Genomic DNA, 20,213 nt, shown 5'->3' on the forward strand with positions numbered 1-20,213 from the left:
ACACGCCCCGGCCGCGCATCCCCGGAACGGGGTAACCGTGATCGACTCGAGATCCGGGGGTCAGTGCGCCGCCGAGTCCCACGACCGGCCCACGCCCACCGAGACCTCCAGCGGCACGTCCAGCGGGTAGGCCGAGCCCATCTGCTCGCGGACCAGCTTCTCCACCACGTCCCGCTCGCCGTCGGCCACCTCGATGATGAGCTCGTCGTGCACCTGCAGCAGCGTCCGCGACCGCAGCCCCTCGGCCTTGATGGCCCCGTGCACGCCGAGCATCGCGACCTTGATGATGTCGGCGGCGCTGCCCTGGATGGGGGCGTTGAGCGCCATCCGCTCGGCCAGCTCGCGGCGCTGCCGGTTGTCGCTGAGCAGGTCCGGCAGGTAGCGGCGGCGTCCCAGGATGGTGGAGGTGTAGCCGTCCTTGCGGGCCTGGTCGACGACCTCGCGCAGGTAGTCGCGGACCCGGCCGAAGCGGGAGAAGTAGGCGTCCATCTGCGCCTTGGCCTCCTCGGCGGAGATCCGCAGCTGCTGCGCCAGCCCGTAGGCCGACAGCCCGTAGGCCAGGCCGTAGGACATGGCCTTGACCCGGCGCCGCAGCTCCTGGTCGACCTCGGCGATCGGCACGTCGAACGCCTGCGAGGCGACGTAGTTGTGCAGGTCCTCGCCGGTGTTGAACGCCTCGATGAGCCCCTCGTCGCCGGACAGGTGCGCCATGATGCGCATCTCGATCTGGCTGTAGTCGGCGGTCATCAGCTCGGCGTAGTCACCGCCGACGACGAACACCTCGCGGATCCGGCGGCCCTCCTCGGTGCGGATCGGGATGTTCTGCAGGTTCGGCTCGGTCGACGACAACCGACCGGTCGCGGCGATGGTCTGGTTGAACGTGGTGTGGATCCGGCCGTCGTCCGAGATGGACTTCGCCAGACCCTCCACAGTGGTCTTGAGCCGGGTGGCGTCGCGGTGCTCCAGCAGGTGCTGCAGGAACGGGTGCTCGGTCTTCTCGAACAGCGTCTGCAGCGCCTCGGCGTCGGTGGTGTAGCCGGTCTTGGTGCGCTTGGTCTTGGGCATGTTCAGCTCGTCGAACAGCACCACCTGCAGCTGCTTCGGCGACCCGAGGTTGATCTCCTTGCCGATGACCGAGTACGCCTCCTGAGCGGCCTGCTTGACCCGGGCCGCGAAGTGCGCGCCCAGCTCGGCCAGCTGCTCGGCGTCCACGGCGATGCCCGCGCCCTCCAGCTCGGCGAGCACCAGCAGCAGCGGCAGTTCGAGGTCGGTGAGCAGCTTGCTGCTGTCGATGCGGGCCAGCTCGGTGTCCAGGGCGTCGGCGAGCTCGGCGACGGCGCGGGCCCGCAGCAGCTCGCCCGAGGCGGCCTTCTCCTTGCTCTCCGACTCGTCCTCCAGCAGCGACAGCTGGCCGTCGTCGCCGTCGCTGTCGGCCCGGAGCTCGCGCTGCAGGTAGCGCACGACGAGGTCGGGCAGCTCGAAGGAGCGCTGGCCGGGGCGCACCAGGTAGGCGGCCAGGGCGGTGTCGCTGGTGAGCCCGGCGAGGGTCCAGCCGCGGTCGCGGATCGCGTGCAGCGGGCCCTTGACGTCGTGCGCGGCCTTGGGCACCTCGGCGTCGGCCAGCCACGCGGCCAGGGCCTGCTCGTCCTCACCGGTCAGCGCGGTGACGTCGACGAACGCGCCGGTGCCGTCGGAGGTCGCCAGCGCGATGCCCGCCAGGTCTCCGCGCCCGCGCGCCCAGGTCCCGGTGCAGGACAGGCCGACGCGGTGACCGCCGCGCGCGTGCTCGTCGAGCCAGGCCGCGAGCTCGCCGGGCTGGACGACGCCGCCGGTGATCTCGAACCCGTCCTCGACCTCGGGCTCGGCGGTGGACAGGGTCGCGAACAGCCGGTCGCGCAGCACCCGGAACTCGAGGTCGTCGAACAGCCGGTGCACGGCGTCGCGGTCCCAGGCCCGCACCTCGAGGTCGTCGGGCCCGGCCTCCAGCTCCAGGTCGCGCACCAGCTCGGTGAGCTGCCGGTTGAGCAGCACCGACGAGAGGTGCTCGCGCAGGTTGTCGCCCGCCTTGCCCTTGACCTCGTCGACCCGGTCCACGAGCCCGGCCAGCGAGCCGTACTGCTGGATCCACTTGGTGACGGTCTTCTCGCCGACGCCCGGGATCTTGGGCAGGTTGTCCGACGGGTCGCCGCGCAGCGCCGCGAAGTCCGGGTACTGCTGCGGGGTCAGGCCGTACTTGGCCTCCACGGCCTCCGGCGTGAAGCGGGTCAGCTCGGAGACGCCCTTGGTCGGGTAGAGCACCGTCACGTCGTCGGTGACCAGTTGCAGCGCGTCGCGGTCGCCGGTGCAGATGGAGACCTGGAAGCCGCCGGCGGTGGCCTGGGTGGCCAGCGTCGCGATGACGTCGTCGGCCTCGTAGTTGTCCTTGCTCAGCACCGGGATGTTCAGCGCGCCCAGGATCTCCTGGATGAGGCTGACCTGGCCCTTGAACTCGTCGGGGCTGGCGCTGCGGTTGGCCTTGTACTCGGCGAAGGTCTCGCTGCGGAACGTCTTGCGGGAGATGTCGAAGGCCACCGCGAGGTGCGTGGGCTGCTCGTCGCGCAACAGGTTGATCAGCATCGAGGTGAACCCGTAGACCGCGTTGGTGTGCTGCCCGGTGCCGGTCTGGAAGTTCTCCTTCGGCAGGGCGTAGAAAGCGCGGTAGGCCATCGAGTGGCCATCGATCAACAGCAGGCGTCGGTCCTCGGAATGCGTCACGGCCGCGAGTTTAGGCTGAAGGCCTGACAGCCAGTACCGCAGGCGACGGGGAGGACCGGCAGTGCCCGCTACCGACAACGGTGAGGCCGTGACCAGCGGCGACGCCGATCTCAACGCCCTGATCAACGCCACCCACGAGCAGTTGAGCGCGCGGATGGGCATCGAGATCGTCGAATACAGCCCCGATCGAGTGGTCGCGACGATGCCGGTGGCGGGCAACCGGCAGCCCTACGGGCTGCTGCACGGCGGCGCCAACGCGGTGCTGGCCGAGCAGGCGGGCTCCATCGCCGCGGCGCTGGGCGCCGGTGAGGGCCGCATCGCCGTCGGCCTGGACCTGCACTGCACCCACCACCGCGCGGCCACCGAGGGCACGGTCACGGCCGTGGCCACGCCGCTGCACCGGGGCCGCTCGACCGCCACCTACGACGTCGAGATCACCGACGATCGGGGCCGGCGCACCTGCTCGGCGCGGCTGACCTGCGTGCTGCGCGACGCGCCGCCGAAGTGATCCGGGCATGAAGAAGGCGGGGCGCCCGTGGGCGCCCCGCCTCGCTCACGTCGTCGATCAGGACAGGTTCTCCAGAACCGCCTGGGCGACCGCCTTCATCGTGGTGCGGCGATCCATCGCGGTTCGCTGCAGCCAGCGGAAGGACTCGGGCTCGGAGAGGTTGTGCTTGCTCATCAGCAGGCCCTTGGCCCGCTCGATGGTCTTGCGCGCCTCAAGCCGTTCGGTGAGGTCGTTGACCTCGGCTTCCAGGGCCTGAACCTCGGTGAACCGGGACACGGCCAGTTCGATGGCCGGCACGAGGTCGCGCTTGGCGAAGGGCTTGACCAGGTAGGCCATGGCCCCGGCGTCGCGCGCCCGCTCCACCAGATCGCGCTGGCTGAAGGCGGTCAGGATGACCACCGGCGCGATCCGGTCCCCCGCGATGTTGGAGGCGGCCTCGATGCCGTCCATCTTCGGCATCTTGATGTCCAGGATCACCAGATCGGGTCGAAGTTCCTCGGCGAGCCGGACGGCTTCCTGTCCGTCACCAGCCTCACCGACGACCTGGTAGCCCTCCTCGCGGAGCATCTCCACCAGGTCAAGCCTGATCAACGCCTCGTCCTCGGCCACGAGTACGCGACGTTCGACGGGCTTGGCCTCGCGTGTGTCCTCGGCAGCCGGCGTCGTCACCGGGATCCTCCAGTAGAACTCGGGGTCCGCCGATGCGGTTTGCATCGGAAACCGCAGCTTACCGGTCCTGACTTCACGCCGAGGTTAAGAGGCGGCGTGACCATTGCGACACCCTTCCGCTCACCCGTTCGACACCTTCCGCCGCACGAACAGCACGTAGATCAGCATGATGGCGGCGACGCTGATGAGGCTCAGCAGCAGCTGCGAGCGGACGTCGGCGACGAAGGCCATGGTGATGATCACGGTGGCGATCAGGGCCAGGGTGACCCACGTCAGGTGCGGGAACAGCCACATCTTCAGCTTCAGCGTCTCCGGCGCCTCGCGCTCCAGGCGACGGCGCATCCGCAGCTGCGAGAGGGCGATCATGCCGTAGATGAACAGCGCCACGGCGCCCGCGCTGTTGATGATGAAGTAGAAGATCGTGTCGGGGGCGACGTAACTGGCGGCAACAGCGACGTAACCGACCAGTGTGGACAGCACGATCGCCTTCCACGGCACACCGCGGCCGTTGAGGTCGCGCACCCACCCGGGCGCGAACGACCGCCGCTGCAGCGCGAACAGCATCCGGGAAGCCGTGTACAGCCCGGAGTTCAGCACCGAGATCACCGCGGTGAACACCACGACGTCGACCACGACCTCCGCCGCGGGGATGCCGAACCGGGTGAACGCCGCGGCGTACGGGCTGCCCTCGGTCGGGATCTGATCCCATGGCGTGATCATCACCAGCAGCGTCACCGAGCCGACGTAGAACAGCAGCACCCGCCACACCACGGCCTTGGTCGCCTTGGCCACCGAGCGCTCGGGCTCGTCGGACTCGGCGGAGACGATGGTGACGATCTCGGTGCCGAAGTAGGAGAAGATCACGATCACCACGCCGTGCAGCACCGAGAAGCCGCCGTGCGCGAAGAAGCCGTCCTTGCCGATGTTGCTCACCGACATCTCGGCCCCGGGCCAGAGCCCGAAGACGAACAGCACCCCGCACACCAGGAAGATCACGATGGTGATGACCTTGATGGAGGCCAGCCAGAACTCGGTCTCGCCGAACGAGCGCACCGACACCAGGTTCGTCCCGGTCAGCACCAGCATCAGCCCCAGCGAGATCACCCACTGCGGCACCATCGGGATCAGCGGGTTGATCAGCTCGGCCCCGGCGACGGCCTCGAAGGCCACCACGCCGACCCAGTAGTACCAGTACAACCAGCCGAGCGTGAATCCCGCCCACTCCCCCAGCGACGTCCGCGCGTACTCCATGAAGGAGCCCAACGTCGGTGCCGCGGTGGCCATCTCACCGAGCATCCGCATCACGAGCACGACGATCAGCCCACCGATCGCGTAGGACACGATCGCCGCCGGCCCGACGGTCGAGATCACCGCCCCGCTGCCGATGAACAGACTCGCCCCGATGATGCCGCCGAGCGCGATCATCTGGAGGTGCCGGTTCTTCAGACTCCTCCGCAGCCCCGGCTCACCCCGGGTCACTTCCTCGACCACCACGTCCTCCGCACGTTCGGCCTGCCACACGCTGCACGATCCAGCGAACCTAGGACGCCGTGATCACCACCACCAGACCCGCGAGGTAAACGATCTTCAGCACCCGTTCACATGAACCTGACCAGGAGTAACGCCCCAGACACCCTCCCGGAAGACCCTGATCGGCCGTCCCGTATGCTGACGACAAGACCAGCCCCCGTAGCCCAACGGCAGAGGCAGCGGACTCAAAATCCGTACAGTGTGAGTTCGAATCTCACCGGGGGCACTCCGTTTGAACTGGGACTTCAGTTTCCTGACCAGGTGTTTTCGTGCCCTGGCGCTTTCCGGGCGTTCGATGTTGGGACTGGCTTTCTGCAGCTGTCCGCGGACAGCGCGCGGACACGCTCGCATCGCCGTGGGCTTCTTCGGCGCGGCCCACGGCGCATCCACGTAGGAACAACCTCACGACACTCGAGAGCGCGCGCAGACGATCGTGATCGCGTGTCGGCCGCCGTACCCACCGGCGCAAGGTGCGGTTTCGGGGTTGCTGCTAAGAGAAGTCCCTGCGCGTGAGGCGCAGGGACTTCTCGTGGGTAGGGATCAATGCCGCACGGGCAGCCGCATCACTCCCTGTTGTGCCTGCGCCGGGTGCTCAGGAACAGCCCGCCGCCCAGCACGAGGAACGCCAGGGCGCTCAGCAACGTCGTTCCCAGCGACGTGCCGGTCACCGCCAGCTCGTCGCCGTCCGCCTCGCCGGACGGTGCCCCGCCGGGTGCGCCGTCCCCGGCACCGCCGTCCCCGTCCCCACCGCCGTCGGGCGGCGGCTGGTCCGCCGGCGGATCGGTCGCGGGCGCGTTCACCTCGAAGGTCATCGAGTCGGGCGTCGAGCGGTTCCCCGCTTCGTCGACCTGGACCACCGAGACGGTGTGCCGGCCGTTGCCGAGCGGATCGGTGAGCTCGAGGCGCCACCTGCCGTCCTCACCGACTTCCGCGGTGCCCACGAGCTGACCGTCCACGGTGACCTCGACGGTCGCGCCCGGCTCGCCTTCGCCCTCGATGACGGGCCTGCTGGTCTCGACGGTCGATCCGTCCGCCGGACTCGTGATCACCGGCGTCGGCGGGGCGACCGTGTCCACCAGGATGGTGACCGGTTCGGACTCAGCCGAGACGTTGCCCGCCGCGTCGGTGGCCGTCGCCGTGAACGTGTAGGAGCCGTCGTCCAGCGGTGCCTCCGGGGTGAACGACCAGTTGCCGTTCGCGTCCACCTGCGTGGTGCCCACCACGACCCCTGCGGAATCGGTGATCACCACGGACGACCCGGGCTCGGCCCTTCCCGAGATCGTAGGCGTGTTGTCGTTGGTCACGGTTCCGTCGGCCGGGCCCGTGATGCTCGGCGGGGCCGGTGCCGTGCTGTCCGTGGTGAACACGAGCTCCGGTGACGGGGCGGACCTGTTGCCCGCCGGATCGGTCTGCGTGGCGGTGGCGGTGTGCTCGCCGTCGCCCAGATCCCGTTGTGAGACCAGGCTCCACGTGCCGTCCTCGCCGACGATCGTGGTGCCGATGCTCTCGCCGTCCACGACGACCTCGACGGTCGCGCCCGGCTCACCGGTGCCCGAGAAGGTCGGCGGTCCGCTGACCACCTCGCCGCTGGTCGGGCTCGCGATCACCGGTGGGGCCGGCGCGGTGAGGTCGACGGTGAACGCGTTCGAACCCACCGGCGAGGTGTTGCCGGCCCCGTCGGTCTGCGTGGCGGTGACCACGTGCCGGCCTTCGGCCAGCGGCGTGGTGGGGTCCAGGCTCCACGTGCCGTCCTCGCCGACCTGGGCCGTTCCGACGGGGCTGCCGTCGATGCTGACCTGGACCGTCGCCCCGGGTTCGCCGGTGCCGGACACGGTCGGTGTCGCGTCCCCGATGGTCGCGCCGTCGGCCGGGGACTGGATCACCGGCGCTTCGGGCATCGTCGTGTCCACGGTGAAGGTCACCTCCGCGGATGGCCCGGAGACGTTGCCGACGGGGTCGGTGGCCGTCGCCGTGATCGTGTGCGACCCGTCCGCCAGCGCGGTTTCGACCGGCACCGACCAGTTCCCCTGCTCGTCGGCCGTGGCGGTGCCGAGCTGGTTGCCGAACGCGTCGGTGACCGTGACGGTCGATCCGGGCTCGGCCGTCCCGGTGATCGTCGGGGTGTTGTCACCGGTCGTCGCGCCGTCGGACGGGCCGGTGATCACCGGCGGCTGGGGTGCCGTGGTGTCGACCGCGAAGGTCGACGACGCCGGGGCGGACGTGTTGCCGACGGGATCGGTTTGGGTGGCCTCGACGGTGTGCCGGCCGTCGGGGAAGGCCGTCGGCACGTCCAGGTGCCAGGTGCCGTCCGGGCCGACGGTGGCGGTGCCGACCGAGGTGCCGTCCACGGTGACGGCGACGGTGGAGCCGGGTTCGCCGGTGCCGGTGATGGTCGGGGTGTTGTCACCGGTCGTCGAGCCGTCGGCCGGGCTGGTGATGACCGGCGGGTCGGCTGTGGTGTCCACCGCGAAGATCACCGAGCTCGAGTCGGCGGAGGTGTTACCCGCCTGGTCGGTCTGGGTCGCGGTGATGGTGTGCTGCCCGTCGGGCAGCGGGGTTTGCACGTCGAAGGACCAGGTGCCGTCGGGACCGACGGTGGCGGTGCCGAGCTGGGTTCCATCGGCGGTGGTGACCGTGACCGTGGCGCCGGGTTCGCCGGTGCCGGAGATGGTCGGCGTGCTGTCACCGGTCGCGCTGCCGTTGGTGGGTTCGCTGATCACCGGCGGTTCGACCGCGGTGTCCAACGTGAAGGTCGTCTCCGACGACGCGGGCGAGGCGTTGCCGACCAGGTCGGTCTGGGTCGCGGTGACGGTGTGCGGACCGTCGACCAGCGCTTGCGGGACATCCAGGGTCCACGTGCCGTCGTTGTTGACGGTCGTGGTGCCGATGACGGTGCCGTCCACGGTGACTTCGACGGTCGCACCGGGTTCGCCGGTGCCCGTGATGGTCGGCGTGTTGTCGCCGACGGCGGAACCGTCGGCCGGTCCGGTGATGGCCGGTGCGCCGGGTGGCGTGGTGTCCACTGTGAACGTCACGGGATCGGACGGTTGCGAGGTGTTGCCCGCGGTATCCGTCGCGGTCGCGGTGATCGTGTGCGGACCGTCCAGGAGCGGTTGGCCGACCTCGACGACCCAGTTCCCATCGGCATCAGCCGTGGTCGTGCCGAGCTCGTTGCCCTGATCATCGGTGACCGTCACGGTCGAGCCCGGTTCGGCCGTCCCCGAGACGGTCGGCGTGCTGTCACCGGTCAGCGACCCGTTCCCCGGTCCGGTGATGGTCGGTGCGCCGGGTGGCGTGGTGTCTACTGTGAACGTCACGGGATCCGACGGCTGCGAGGTGTTGCCCGCGGCATCCGTCGCGGTCGCGGTGATCGTGTGCGGACCGTCCGGGAACGGTTGGGCGACTTCGACGGTCCAGTTGCCGTCGACATCGGCCGTGGTGGTCCCGACCTGGTTGCCCTGATCGTCGGTGACGATCACGGTCGAGCCGGGTTCGGCCGTCCCGGAGACGGTCGGCGTGCTGTCACCGGTGAGGTCACCGGGCGCCGGGGACTGGATGACCGGCGGGTCCGGCGGCACCGTGTCCGGCACGGTGAACGTCACCGAGTTCGACGGATCGGATTGGGCGTCGCCGAGCGCCTGGGTGGCTTGGATCGTGTGCTCGCCCGGCGGGAACGGTTGTTCCGGTGTGAGCGACCAGGTGCCGTCCGGGCCGACGGTCGCGGTGCCGATCGTGGTGCCGCCCTCGGTGACCGTCACGGTGGCGCCGGGAACGCCCGTGCCGGTGATGGTCGGCGTTTCGCTCGTGATGTCGCCGTTCGAGGGCGAGGTGATCGCGGGCGCGTCGAGCCGGTCGCACTCCACCCCGCCAGGAGGTGCGGTCGCCGTGGCGGACAACGGCAGCAGGCCCATGTTGACGTTCGCGAGGTTGACCCCGAGCGGGCCGTTGACGGAACCGGCGAGCCGCAGGAACGTCATCGAGCCGGATGCGGTGGGGCCGCTGGAGTTGTTCACGAGCTGGCCGACGCTGAGCGTGAGATCGGTGCTCAGCACGCCGATGTTGAGCCGGATCGGGATCTCCTGGCCCGCCCGGAGAACGGTCCGCTGGCCGGCGATCGTGACCGCGACGGAGTAGTCGTTGGCGGTGATCTGGCCGGTGGTCCCATCGGAGGTGGCGGTGAGCGTCGGATTGCTCAGCACCTCGACCTGAACCAGCTTGTTGAGCAGGGACAGGGAGCTGAGGTTGCCGGAGCTGCTGGACACCACCGATCCGGCATCCAGCGTGGTCTGCCCGCTGGTCTGCAGCGCTCCCAGGCTGAGCAGTTCCAGGCCCACTCCAGCCAAGGTCAGTCCCAGGGTCGCGTTGGCGAGGTCGGTGCGGGACTGCGCGATCGGCGTGCCGTCCGGCACGCAGGCCGCGTCGCCCGCCCAGTTCGTGCTGCCCGAGCCGTTGATGGCGCCCGTGCTCAGGACGCCGGGCACGCTGATCGTGCCGAAGCCGGTGGTGTAGCTGTCGGTCGGGGTCGCGTTGTCCGAGCTCGCCTCGTCGGACGCCACGGCCAGCGGGATGCCCAACGCGTTCGCGTCCAGATTCGCCGACTCGGCGTGCGCGCGGGGATCACCGGTGCTGTCGGTGGTCGTCGCGGAATGCCCGATCGCGGCGTTGATGCTGGCAATTCCCGCCGCGCTGAGATTCAGCTCCATGACGTCGCCGTGCGTGGCGCCGGAATAGGCGGCGGGAAGCGATTCCGAACGGGCAAGCGGCGGGTTGAACAAAGCCAGAGTTAGGGCGAGAACAGCAGCCGCGACAAGTCCATTCGCATGATTCGAAACATGGAAGGGCCTCTCGAGGGGGTGAAATCACCCTAAACAGGGCGATCACGACCTACCACGCGGCGTCGGCGATCAAAGCCGATAACCACCCGCTCGGGGCATTGTGAAGATCGCTCTTCGAGCTTTTCTCACATTATCGCGGAGCCCTATCCACTTCTCCGAAAAGACCCCGAGAACTTTGCGCTCTCGGGGACTTCTACCGTCGAGATCCAGACCGTCACCCCCGAAAACCACAGCGCCCCAAAACGGCCGCGACCGCCCGTGCCCCTGCTCGGAGCCCGGTCGTTGCGAAACGCGGTCGCCGTTGAACCGTTCGTGAACACGACCACCGCGCTCACGATCGAGACCTCGCCGGAGGGCACACCCGGCAGAGCGTCGGGCCCTCCGCGCCCGGGTGGCTACGCCGGTCGGGGAGCAAGTGTGATCCTCGTTGCGGTAGCACATCCGGTGAGTGGAAATCTGCCAACGGTGGTGATATTTCCGAATTGTGTTGGACACTGTGTGGCTGCGGACGTTCCTGGCGGTGGCCGAGACGGGTGGCTTCAGCCGCGCGGCTCGGGCCCTCGAGCTCGGGCAGCCGACGGTGAGTCAGCACATACGCAAGCTCGAGTCGGTGGTGGGCCGGTCGCTGCTCACGCGAGACAGCCACACCGTGGAGCTCACCGGCGACGGTGAGGCGATGGTCGGCTTCGCCCGGGGCATCCTCGGCAGTCAGCAGCAGGCGCTGGACTACTTCGCCGGTCCGGAGCCGAGCGGCCGGGTGCGGCTGGGTGTGTCCGAAGACCTGGTCACGGGGTGGCTCACCGACATCGCGCAGCGGTTCCAGCGGAAGTACCCGCGGATCGATCTCGACCTCACCGCCGGGCTCAGCGCCCCGCTGCACGACCGCCTCGCGCGCGGTGAGCTCGACATGGCCCTCATCAAGCAGCCGGACGGTGAGCCCTCGGGGCGCGTGCTGTGGCGGGACGAGCTCGTCTGGGTCGGCAGGCCGGACACCGAGATCGTTCCCGGCGATCCGGTTCCGCTGGTGGTGTACCCGGAGCCCAGCATCACTCGGGCCCGGGCGCTGTCCGCGCTGCAGCAGGGGCAGCGGTCGTGGCGCATCAGTTGCAACGCGGACCGGCTCAACGGTCTGAGCATGGCCGTGCGCGCCGGGCTCGGCGTGGCCGTGTTCGCGCGCAGCGTGATCCCGGACGGACTGGTGCCGCTCGACTACGGTCTTCCCGAACTCGAACCGATCGAGTTCGTCCTCAGCGGACGGGACCCGGTGCACGGGACGCCGATGAGCGCTCTCGTCGACATGATCGCCGAAGCCGGCCGTCCGGAGGTGGCGGGCTCGCACTAGGTGCGATCGCATCGCACGATCGCAGCCATCACACCGCGGGCATTGCCGCCGGATCCGCTGCGCCCGAGACTGGTCGAGACCGCGACGGCGGGCGGGCGCGTCGATGCTGACGAAATCTGCTGGACCGCAGGAACATGGCTCGACAGGTCCTGAGTGGACACGTCGCCCGCCGGCTTCTTCGGTCGGAGAAGCGGACTTTCGGATGTGGTGAGGTGCGGGATTCGTGACTGTGCCGGGTGGGTGGCAGCTCGTTCTGCTCATCGGCGTCGTAGTGCTGCTGTTCGGCGCGGGCAAGCTGCCGGAGCTCGCCCGTTCCCTCGGCCAGTCGGCGCGCGTGCTCAAGGCCGAGACCCGGGGGATGCGGGAGGACGAGGAAGTGGCGCGGCGCTCCTCCGACGCGGTCGGTGACAAGCCCCGGTCCTGACGCGAACCACGTGACCGAAACATCACCCCGGCCGAACGACGTCCCGCGTCGCCGATGGAGCCGGAAGCGCGATCCCGACGGGACGATGACCGTCGTCGAGCACCTGCGCGAGCTGCGGTATCGCGTCGGCGTCTCGATGGCGGCCCTCGTCGTCGGCGGCCTCTTCGGGATCTGGTGGTTCTCGCACCGGCTGTTCGGCTTGCCATCGCTGGCCGACATCCTGCTCGGGCCCTACTGCGCACTGCCGCCCACCATGCGGTTCAGCCCCGGAGACGGCGGTTGCCGGCTGCTGCAGACCGCCCCGTTCGAGGTCTTCGCGCTGCAGCTCAAGGTCGGGTTCACCGCCGGGGCGGTGCTGCTCAGCCCGGTGTGGCTCCACCAGCTCTGGGCCTTCATCACGCCCGGGCTGAGAGCAGTGGAGCGGCGGTTCGCCGCTCAGTTCGTCGGCTTCGGCTCAGTGCTGTTCGTCGCCGGTGCGCTGCTGGCCTACTCCGTGGTTCCGGCAGGGCTCGCGTTCATGGTCGGGTTCGGTGGTGACGCGTTCTACACCGCGCTGACCGGCGCCGAGTACGTCCGCTTCGTGCTGCTGATGTTGTTCCTGTTCGGCGTGTGCTTCGAGCTGCCGCTGCTGGTGGTGATGCTCAACCGCGCGGAGGTCCTGTCGTATGCGGCGTTGCGGAGCTGGTGGCGCGGGATCGTCTTCGGGCTGTTCGTCCTGTCCGCCGTCGCCACGCCCCAGGATCCGATCTCCATGCTGGCGCTGGGAACGACGCTGTGCGCACTGTTCGCCGTCGCACTCGCGGTGTGCCGCCGCCACGATCGTCGGCGGCGCGTTGCTGCCCCCGATGTTCCTTCGCCCGAGGTGAAGGCATCACCGACGCCGACCACCGAGACGAAGGACCACGCATGGCTCAGGTAGGGCGCCGCGCACGACCGGACATCACCGCGACCACTCCCCTGCGCTCGCTGAGGCCGACCCGGCGCCGGTCCGTGGCCGCGCGCGCGGCAGTCGCCCTGAGCTCCGCGCTGGTGCTGCTGCTGACCGGGTTCGGCTGGAGCCTGCTGGGCGACCTGGGTGGGTCGACGTCGAGCGCGAACGACAACGAGCCGGTCGATGTTCTGCTGGTGGGCATGGACGGCAGGACCGACGCGCAGGGCAACCCGCTGCCGCCGGAGCTGCTGCGCGAGCTGCGCACCGAGGACAGCGGATCGAGCCTGACCGACACGGTGATGCTGCTGCACGTCTCCGCCGACCGGACCCGCGCGGTCGCGCACTCGCTCCCCCGGGACTCGTACGTGGCGGTTCCCGGGCACGGCTCGCACAAGCTCAACGCGGCCTACGGGATCGGCAAGGCCCAAGAGCGCCGCCGCCTGCAGTCGGACGGCGTCGACGACCAAGCCGACCTGGAGCGCCTGTCCTCCGACGCCGGGCGGGACCTGCTCGTGCGGACTGTGCACCAGCTCACCGGCGTGGACATCAACCACGTCGCCGAGGTGAACCTGCTCGGCTTCTACGAGCTCACCACTGCGATCGGTGGCGTCGAGGTCTGTCTCAACCAGCCCGTGGACGACCCGTACTCGGGCGCCCGATTCGCTGCGGGGCGCCAGGAGGTCTCCGGCGGGGACGCCCTGGCGTTCGTGCGGCAGCGCCACGGCCTTCCGCGCGGGGACCTCGACCGGGTCCAGCGCCAACAGGCGTTCCTGGCGGGATTCGCCGAGCGCGTGCTCTCCGCCGGAACGCTGACCAGCCCGGCGAAGCTGCAGCGGCTGCTCAACGCCGTCGAGCGGTCCGTCGTGCTCGACGACGACTGGGACGTGCTCGGCTTCGCGGGCGATCTGACCGGTCTCGCAGGCGGCAACATCCAGTTCGGCACCATCCCCGTCGCCGATCCCGAATACGACACGCCCGACGGGCAGGCGGTCAAGGTCCTCCCGCAGTCGGTGAGAAGGGCGATCGCCCGCGCCAACGAAGGCCCGCCGCCACCACCGTCGAAGCCCGCCGATCTGGAGACGACCACCGTCGAGATCTTCAACGGCACGAGCACCACCGGCATGGCGGCACGCGCCGAGGAGGAGTTGCGCGATGGGGACGTCGTCATCGGCCACGTCGGCAACGGACCGGAGACCACCGAGTCCCGCGTCCTGCACCACCCGAACGACGCCGACGTCGCCGAGTACGTCTCCGGACTCCTCGGCTCGATCCCCACTGCCGTCGACCCGTCACTCCCGATGGGCAACGTGCGGGTCTTGCAGGGCAAGGACTACGACGACCCGGAGAACATCCAGGAATTCGCCCCACGAGCACCAATCCGCCTCGACGGGCAGCAGGCACCCCTCCCCACCAAGAGCGGCATCACGGCAGATGAGATCCCCTGCGTCAACTGAGCCGGAAATGGGGCTTTCCTGGCGAAATACCGGGCTCCACGTGTTCTGAGGACCGCTCCCCCGAGGGCGGCGCGGTGAGGTGCTGCTGGTAGTACGTAAACACGTATGCCATTCAGCTTCGCCGAGTCGGGGGCACGTATGACTGTCTCGAACACCGTCGATGACGAGCAGTTGAAGGTCCGGGAGGGGCTTGTCCGGGCTGCCAGGGAGATGCGGGATGAGCTCATCGCGCGGGCCGGGCAGGTCGAGCAGGCCACGTTCTACGACGGTGAGGTCCACCGGTGGTTCCAGGAGGCCGGCTTCTACCGGATGCTGATCCCCGAGGCTCAGGGCGGGCTCGAGGTCGATCTGGCGACGTTCTACCGGGTGGTCATCGAGCTCGCGCGGGCGGACATGTCGACGGCGTGGTGCTTCTGCCTGTCCTCCAACCACGCGTTGATGTTCGGGAACTGGTTCCCGCGGGAGATCCACGACGAGGTGTACGACGATGGCCAGCTGATCGCGGCCTCGATGTACGCACCCACCACGCGGGCGACTCCGGTCGACGGCGGGTGGAAGCTCGACGGGACGGTCAACTACTGCTCGGGCATCCCCTACTCCACGCACTTCATCGGGCAGTGCGTGCTGCCTGGCACCAACGCTGACGGGAGTCCGCGCCTCGGTCTGTACGTCGCACCCGAGGATGCGTACACGCGGCTGGACGACTGGGGAAACATGCTGGGGCTCAACGGTTCCGGGTCGCACAGCATCGTGTTCGACGACGCGTTCCTCCCGGCCCGGTACGTGCTCGAGGACGTGAACCTGGCCGACTACGGGTTCGACGGGCATAGCCCGGGCTCGCTGGCCTACGGCAACCCCATGTACTCGGGGCGGCACATGTCCTCGTTCGGCATCGGCGTCGCCGCGCTCACCATCGGCGGCGGCTACAACGCCCTCGACGAGTACGAGAACATCATGCGCACGCGCAAGGCGCCCCTACCGCCTTTCGCGCCGCGCACCGAGGACCCGGATTACCTGCGCTGGTACGGCAGCGCGCTGGTCAAGCTCCAGGTCGCCGAGGCGGCGCTGTTCCACGCGCTCGACCGCTGGATGGATGCGGCACGCGCCAACGTCGCGGGCACCGAACCGTTCACGGCCGCCACCGACAACCTGCTCGGCGGGATCGGCCGCGAGCTCGTCGTGCAGGCGTGGGAAGCGGTGGACCGCGACCTCTACCGCACGGTCGGCGCCTCGGCGTCGAAGCACGGGGAACGCTTCCAGCGGGTGTTCCGCGACCTGGCCCAGGCCGTCGGGCACCGCAACCCGCAGCTCAAGGAGCCCACCTACCGCCTCATCGCGAACGAACAACTCGGGCTGACCTGAGGCTGCGCCGACGACGGTGTTGTTCCACGTTGTGGACTTCGGGGCTGGGTTGTGGTGGGAGTCGTATGGTCGGGGTGGGTCGAGGGAGGTCGTATGAGTGCGTTCGTCGAGCAGTGGCGGGTGTGGCACGCCGAGCGGGAGCGCGCGCTCGCCGACCCGTACGGGTGGTTGGCTCTGATCTCCCTGGACTGGCTGAGCGAGGTTCCGGCCACCTACTCGGCTGCGCCGGGTGTGTGGTGGCAGGACGCCGAGGCGGCTTACGTCGACCCGCGGGGCGACGAGTTGTTCTACGAGGGCGAGCCGATCACCGGGGTGCAGCGGTTCGAGCTGGTCAACAGCGGAGCGGGCGTCCGGGTGTCGGCCGGTGACGTGGAGGTCGAGGTGGCGCGGCGTTCCGGCTACCTCATCCGCGTGCACTCTCCGAAAGCCCCTGCGCTGCGCGAATTCCGGGGTGTTCCGGCTTACGAGCCGGACCCGGAGTGGGCGCTCACCGGTGTTTTCGAGCCCTTCGCCGAACCGAAGCCAACGACCGTCGGTGCCGTCACCCCCGGCTTGAACCACGTCTACCAGGCTCCCGGTGTGGTGCGCTTCGAGCGCGGCGGCGTCGAGCACGCGCTGACCGCGTTCAACGGGAAGTCCGGAAACGGCTTGAACATCCTGTTCACCGACGCCACCAGCGGCGTGACCACCTATCCGGCGAACCGCTCGGTGGCCACCGGGGAACCTGCCGCAGACGGGACGGTCACGCTCGACTTCAACCGGGCGGTCAACCTCCCGTGCGCGTTCACCGACTTCGCGACCTGCCCGTTGCCGCCTGAGGGGAACCACCTGCCGTTCGAGGTGACCGCGGGCGAGCTGCTCCCCTACGAGCGCTCCGGGAAGTGAGCCGGCGGTTTCGGCCGCTCACGGCAAACCGCGTGGCCGAAATCGTGCTCCGGACCGCATCCGGATCAACCGCCCGGAAGGGCTAACTTTCGGGGGTGATCGACGCACGCCTCCGGACCGAAGGGCTCCGCGAACAGCGTCGAATACCAGCACGGATGGACACCGAACTCTCCTCTTCATCGTCGAAGCGGAAGTGCATCACCGAGCAACACGAGCCCGAAATTTTCGGAACTATCAATAAACTTTCAGGATCTTATCCCAAGTAACCGCGCCGCAGTCAACCGGAAATACTGCTGACACGGGAAATTGGGCCATCCTGATGAAGAAAGTTTCGGAGCACAACCTCGCGCCTTCCCGCCGTCATCACCCGAAACCGCTGGGTACGACCCATGCGACCGATTCGCACCAAGTGGCCGTTGACAACCCGGCGCGGAGCCGTAACATTCGAAACCAACACGGCCCGAACACTGTCCGAGCAAGCGAACGTCCCGTTCAGGGCGTCGCTGCGCGCGGTATCCCCCACTCAGCAGGCATTTCCTTGCTTCGACGGGATGGTGTTCACATGTTCTGGCCCGGTCAGGCCCATCGCCGGAGCGTTCCGGAGACGAATGCGGATCGCACCGCCGCGGCGATGAACACCGGTGGGCGGCTCCTCGCACGGACTGCCGATTCGGCTTCCTCACACGGCAACCCGTGCTCCTCCGGTGACGCACTCATGCCACACGCACGCTGATTTCCCGTGCGGTAAAGCGTTTTCCACTCGGTGCTCCCCCGAAAGCACCGCCGTGCCCGGTTGTTCGCGCCGGGTTCCGGCACGGCTCTCGCTGGAGCACCGGCAGAGATGTCCGTTGGAAACCAAGAGAAGGAGTTCTCGTGAAGAACAGTTCGAGCGTTCGACCCCGAAGTCGGACCGCGTTGGCGCTGCTGGCGTCCGGTGTTCTCGCCACCAGCGGTGTCGGTCTCTTCACCGGTACGGCCCACGCGGCCGAGACGCTGGGGGAATCGGCCGCGCAGAGCGGGCGGTACTTCGGCACCGCGATCGAACCCGGCTACTTCGGCGAGCAGCCGTACGTCAACACGCTGAACCAGGAGTTCAACAGCGTCGTCGCCGAGAACAACATGAAGTGGGAGACCACCGAGCCGGCCCAGGGCCAGTTCGACTTCAGCGGCGGTGACCAGGTCGTCGCCCACGCCGAGAGCCAGGGGATGCAGGTGCGCGGCCACACGCTGGTGTGGCACTCGCAGCTGGCGCAATGGGCGCAACAGCTCTCCGGCGACGCGCTCAACCAGGCGATGATCGACCACATCAACGGCGTCGCCGGCCACTACCAGGGCCAGATCGCTTCCTGGGACGTGGTGAACGAGGCGTTCGACGAGGACGGCACCCGCCGCGACGACTCCCATTTCCAGCAGCAGCTCGGCGACGGCTACATCGAGGAGGCCTTCCGCACCGCGCGCGAGGCCGACCCGAACGCCCAGCTCTGCTACAACGACTACAACACCGACGGCATCAACGCCAAGAGCAACGGCGTCTACGACATGGTCGCCGACTTCAAGGCTCGCGGTGTGCCGATCGACTGCGTCGGTTTCCAGACCCACCTCAGCACCAGCAGCGACCTGAGCACCTATCAGGAGAACCTCCAGCGCTTCGCCGACCTCGGCGTCAACGTCCAGATCACGGAGCTCGACGTCGGCGGCTCGGGAACCGCGCAGGCCGACGTGTACCGCGCCGTCACCCAGGCCTGCTTGGCGGTGGAGCGGTGCGAGGGGATCACCGTGTGGGGCATCCCCGACACGTACTCGTGGCGCGCTGAGGAAACCCCGCTGCTGTTCGACGGGAACTACCAGAAGAAGGAGGCGTACTACGCCGTGCTCGAAGCGCTGAACAGCGCTGGCACGCACCAGGGTTGATCCCCGCGCCCCCACCGTTTTCCCGTGTTCGGGCCACCGGCGGCGATTGCCGCCGGTGGCCCCCGGCCGAATCACGAGGGAGTTCTGCCATGCCCGTTCACGCACGTCGCCCCGTCGTCGTGGCGACCGTCGCCGCGCTGAGTTCCGCATCGGTGCTGCTCGCCGGTCCGGCGTCCTCGGCGGCCCCGACCCGCGACGCCTCGCAGTTGCCCGGCAGTTTCGAGTGGTCCTCCACCGGACCCCTGATCGCGCCGGCTCCGGACCTCAACTCCCCCTCCGCCAAGGACCCGTCCGTCGTGCAGGACGAGGACGGCACCTGGCACGTGTTCTTCACCAGGGTCGAGAACGACGACTGGGGTCTGGCCCACACCAGCTTCACCGACTGGTCCCAGGCCGCCACCGCACCGCAGGTCGACCTGGAAACCGCGTCGGCCATCGGCCCCGGCTACCACGCCGCACCCCACGCCTTCTACTTCGCGCCCACCGACGAGTGGTACCTCGTCTACCAGACCGGGTTGCCGTCGTACTCGACCACGAAGAACCCCGACGACCCGACCAGCTGGTCCGCGCCGAAGAACTTCATGGACTCCGTCCCCCAGGTCGTCCAGGACAACATCGGCAACGGCAACTGGCTGGACTTCTTCGTCACCTGCGACGACGCCAACTGCTACCTGTTCTCCGCCGATGACAACGGGCACGTCTACCGGTCCGAAACCACCCTGGCGAACTTCCCGAACGGTTTCGGCAACACCCAGATCGTTCTGGAGGACACCGCCAACAACCTCTTCGAAGGCGGCGCCGTCTACCGCGTCGGCGACACCAACACCTACCTGCTGATGTGGGAGGCCATCGGCACCGACAACAACCGCTGGTACCGCGCTTTCACCGCCGAAGGCCTCGACGGCGAGTGGAAACCCCTGGCGGACACCGAGGACAACCCCTTCGCCCGCAGCAACAACGTCACCTTCGACGACGGCAACGCCTGGACGCAGGACATCAGCCACGGCGAGCTGATCCGCAGCACGAACGACCAGACGATGACCATCGACCCCTGCAACCTCCAGCTCGTCTACCAGGGCAAGGACCCCTCCGCCAGCGGCGACTACAACGACCTCCCCTACCAGATCGCCAAAGCCACCCAAACCAACCCCGACTGCTGAGGTACCCGCGGAACGCCCCGACTTCGTCGGCCGGGGCGTTCCGCGTTGGCTACGTCCCTCATGCAGAAATCAGTTCCGACATGACATCTCGATCGAACTCGCCTCGGGTGATGCCGTCGAGGAACGCGGCGACCTCGGCTTCGGTGAATTCGAGCTCGGCACCCGCGGACGGCGAGGCGTTGCTGCGGAAGGTGTAGGTCCCGTCGGAGCGGGACGTCATCGCCAGGCACAGCCCGTCGGTATCCCCGGAACGCACACCGACCAGGAAAGCGTCGAACTCGTCTTCCGTGAACCGGAGCCGCAGGTCATCGGGCGCGCCGAAAGTTGTCTTGTCGTCGCGTAACTCGACCCAGCCGTCCCGACGAGCGACGCAGACGCACTCCCTGTCAGGCAGGCTGGCACTGGCCTTGTGGAAATCGTTCTCAGCGAAGGTGGGCAGCGTCGTCAT

At 68.7% G+C, this 20,213-nt stretch carries 14 protein-coding genes and 1 tRNA gene; 10 read left to right on the forward strand and 5 right to left on the reverse strand.

Annotation, left to right across the window (positions count from 1 at the left end; genetic code table 11):
- Positions 1-60: 60 nt before the first annotated feature.
- Complete coding sequence (gene polA / locus BM424_RS11400; protein WP_281248766.1) at positions 61-2,754, reverse strand: DNA polymerase I; 2,694 nt, start codon at positions 2,752-2,754, stop codon at positions 61-63.
- 118 nt (positions 2,755-2,872) lie between these two features.
- Here polA and BM424_RS11405 point away from each other — a divergent pair, with 118 nt between their 5' ends.
- Positions 2,873-3,262: a PaaI family thioesterase gene (locus BM424_RS11405; RefSeq protein ID WP_425442007.1), complete on the forward strand. Its 390-nt coding sequence runs from the start codon at positions 2,873-2,875 to the stop codon at positions 3,260-3,262.
- Positions 3,263-3,319: 57 nt separating this feature from the next.
- Here the strand turns inward: BM424_RS11405 and BM424_RS11410 are convergent, their stop codons facing one another.
- Both BM424_RS11410 and BM424_RS11415 read right to left on the reverse strand, forming a co-directional pair.
- Positions 3,320-3,931 carry an ANTAR domain-containing response regulator gene (locus tag BM424_RS11410; protein WP_093416966.1) on the reverse strand — a complete coding sequence of 204 codons (612 nt, stop codon included), beginning with the start codon at positions 3,929-3,931 and terminating at the stop codon, positions 3,320-3,322.
- Positions 3,932-4,051: 120 nt separating this feature from the next.
- A complete protein-coding gene (locus BM424_RS11415; RefSeq protein WP_093416968.1) occupies positions 4,052-5,356 on the reverse strand; it encodes an amino acid permease in 1,305 nt (434 codons plus the stop codon).
- Between the two features lie 258 nt (positions 5,357-5,614).
- Here BM424_RS11415 and BM424_RS11420 point away from each other — a divergent pair.
- Positions 5,615-5,687, forward strand: a tRNA-Leu gene (locus tag BM424_RS11420).
- Between the two features lie 337 nt (positions 5,688-6,024).
- Here the strand turns inward: BM424_RS11420 and BM424_RS11425 are convergent.
- On the reverse strand, positions 6,025-10,164 hold the full coding sequence (locus tag BM424_RS11425) for an Ig-like domain-containing protein (RefSeq protein ID WP_093416039.1): 4,140 nt from the start codon (positions 10,162-10,164) through the stop codon (positions 6,025-6,027).
- A 616-nt stretch (positions 10,165-10,780) separates the two neighbouring features.
- Here BM424_RS11425 and BM424_RS11430 point away from each other — a divergent pair.
- The 8 genes from BM424_RS11430 to BM424_RS11465 all read left to right on the forward strand — a co-directional run bounded on the left by BM424_RS11430 (position 10,781) and on the right by BM424_RS11465 (position 19,765).
- Entirely contained in the window at positions 10,781-11,638 is an 858-nt protein-coding gene (locus BM424_RS11430) for a LysR family transcriptional regulator (protein WP_093416041.1), read from the forward strand.
- 223 nt (positions 11,639-11,861) lie between these two features.
- A complete protein-coding gene (locus tag BM424_RS11435; protein ID WP_093416042.1) occupies positions 11,862-12,062 on the forward strand; it encodes a twin-arginine translocase TatA/TatE family subunit in 201 nt (66 codons plus the stop codon).
- Positions 12,063-12,147: 85 nt separating this feature from the next.
- Positions 12,148-12,981 carry a twin-arginine translocase subunit TatC gene (gene tatC, locus BM424_RS11440; protein WP_093416044.1) on the forward strand — a complete coding sequence of 278 codons (834 nt, stop codon included), beginning with the start codon at positions 12,148-12,150 and terminating at the stop codon, positions 12,979-12,981.
- A complete protein-coding gene (locus BM424_RS11445; protein ID WP_093416045.1) occupies positions 12,969-14,447 on the forward strand; it encodes an LCP family protein in 1,479 nt (492 codons plus the stop codon). The genes tatC and BM424_RS11445 overlap by 13 nt, the downstream gene beginning before the upstream one ends.
- Positions 14,448-14,585: 138 nt before the next feature.
- Positions 14,586-15,809, forward strand: a complete 1,224-nt coding sequence (locus BM424_RS11450) for an acyl-CoA dehydrogenase family protein (RefSeq protein ID WP_175548041.1) — start codon at positions 14,586-14,588, stop codon at positions 15,807-15,809.
- Positions 15,810-15,902: 93 nt separating this feature from the next.
- The gene (locus BM424_RS11455; RefSeq protein ID WP_093416048.1) at positions 15,903-16,694 is read left to right on the forward strand and encodes a DUF1684 domain-containing protein; all 792 of its coding nucleotides are present in this window, start codon (positions 15,903-15,905) and stop codon (positions 16,692-16,694) included.
- An 873-nt stretch (positions 16,695-17,567) separates the two neighbouring features.
- Positions 17,568-18,605, forward strand: a complete 1,038-nt coding sequence (locus BM424_RS11460) for a glycoside hydrolase family 10 protein (protein ID WP_093416051.1) — start codon at positions 17,568-17,570, stop codon at positions 18,603-18,605.
- An 89-nt stretch (positions 18,606-18,694) separates the two neighbouring features.
- Positions 18,695-19,765, forward strand: coding sequence for a glycoside hydrolase family 62 protein (locus BM424_RS11465; protein WP_093416053.1), 1,071 nt, complete (start codon positions 18,695-18,697; stop codon positions 19,763-19,765).
- A 58-nt stretch (positions 19,766-19,823) separates the two neighbouring features.
- Here the strand turns inward: BM424_RS11465 and BM424_RS11470 are convergent, their stop codons facing one another.
- Positions 19,824-20,213, reverse strand: a complete 390-nt coding sequence (locus BM424_RS11470; RefSeq protein WP_093416056.1) for a DUF397 domain-containing protein — start codon at positions 20,211-20,213, stop codon at positions 19,824-19,826.

This window comes from Saccharopolyspora flava (assembly GCF_900116135.1).
Classification (GTDB): domain Bacteria; phylum Actinomycetota; class Actinomycetes; order Mycobacteriales; family Pseudonocardiaceae; genus Saccharopolyspora; species Saccharopolyspora flava.

Coding starts and splice junctions, on each gene's coding strand:
- BM424_RS11415 (WP_093416968.1), bottom strand. CDS start 5,356: ATGATCGCGCTCGGCGGCATCATCGGGGCGAGTCTGTTCATCGGCAGC.
- BM424_RS11425 (WP_093416039.1), bottom strand. CDS start 10,164: ATGGAGCTGAATCTCAGCGCGGCGGGAATTGCCAGCATCAACGCCGCG.
- tatC (WP_093416044.1), top strand. CDS start 12,148: ATGACCGTCGTCGAGCACCTGCGCGAGCTGCGGTATCGCGTCGGCGTC.
- BM424_RS11445 (WP_093416045.1), top strand. CDS start 12,969: ATGGCTCAGGTAGGGCGCCGCGCACGACCGGACATCACCGCGACCACT.
- BM424_RS11450 (WP_175548041.1), top strand. CDS start 14,586: ATGACTGTCTCGAACACCGTCGATGACGAGCAGTTGAAGGTCCGGGAG.
- BM424_RS11455 (WP_093416048.1), top strand. CDS start 15,903: ATGAGTGCGTTCGTCGAGCAGTGGCGGGTGTGGCACGCCGAGCGGGAG.
- BM424_RS11465 (WP_093416053.1), top strand. CDS start 18,695: ATGCCCGTTCACGCACGTCGCCCCGTCGTCGTGGCGACCGTCGCCGCG.
- BM424_RS11470 (WP_093416056.1), bottom strand. CDS start 20,213: ATGACGACGCTGCCCACCTTCGCTGAGAACGATTTCCACAAGGCCAGT.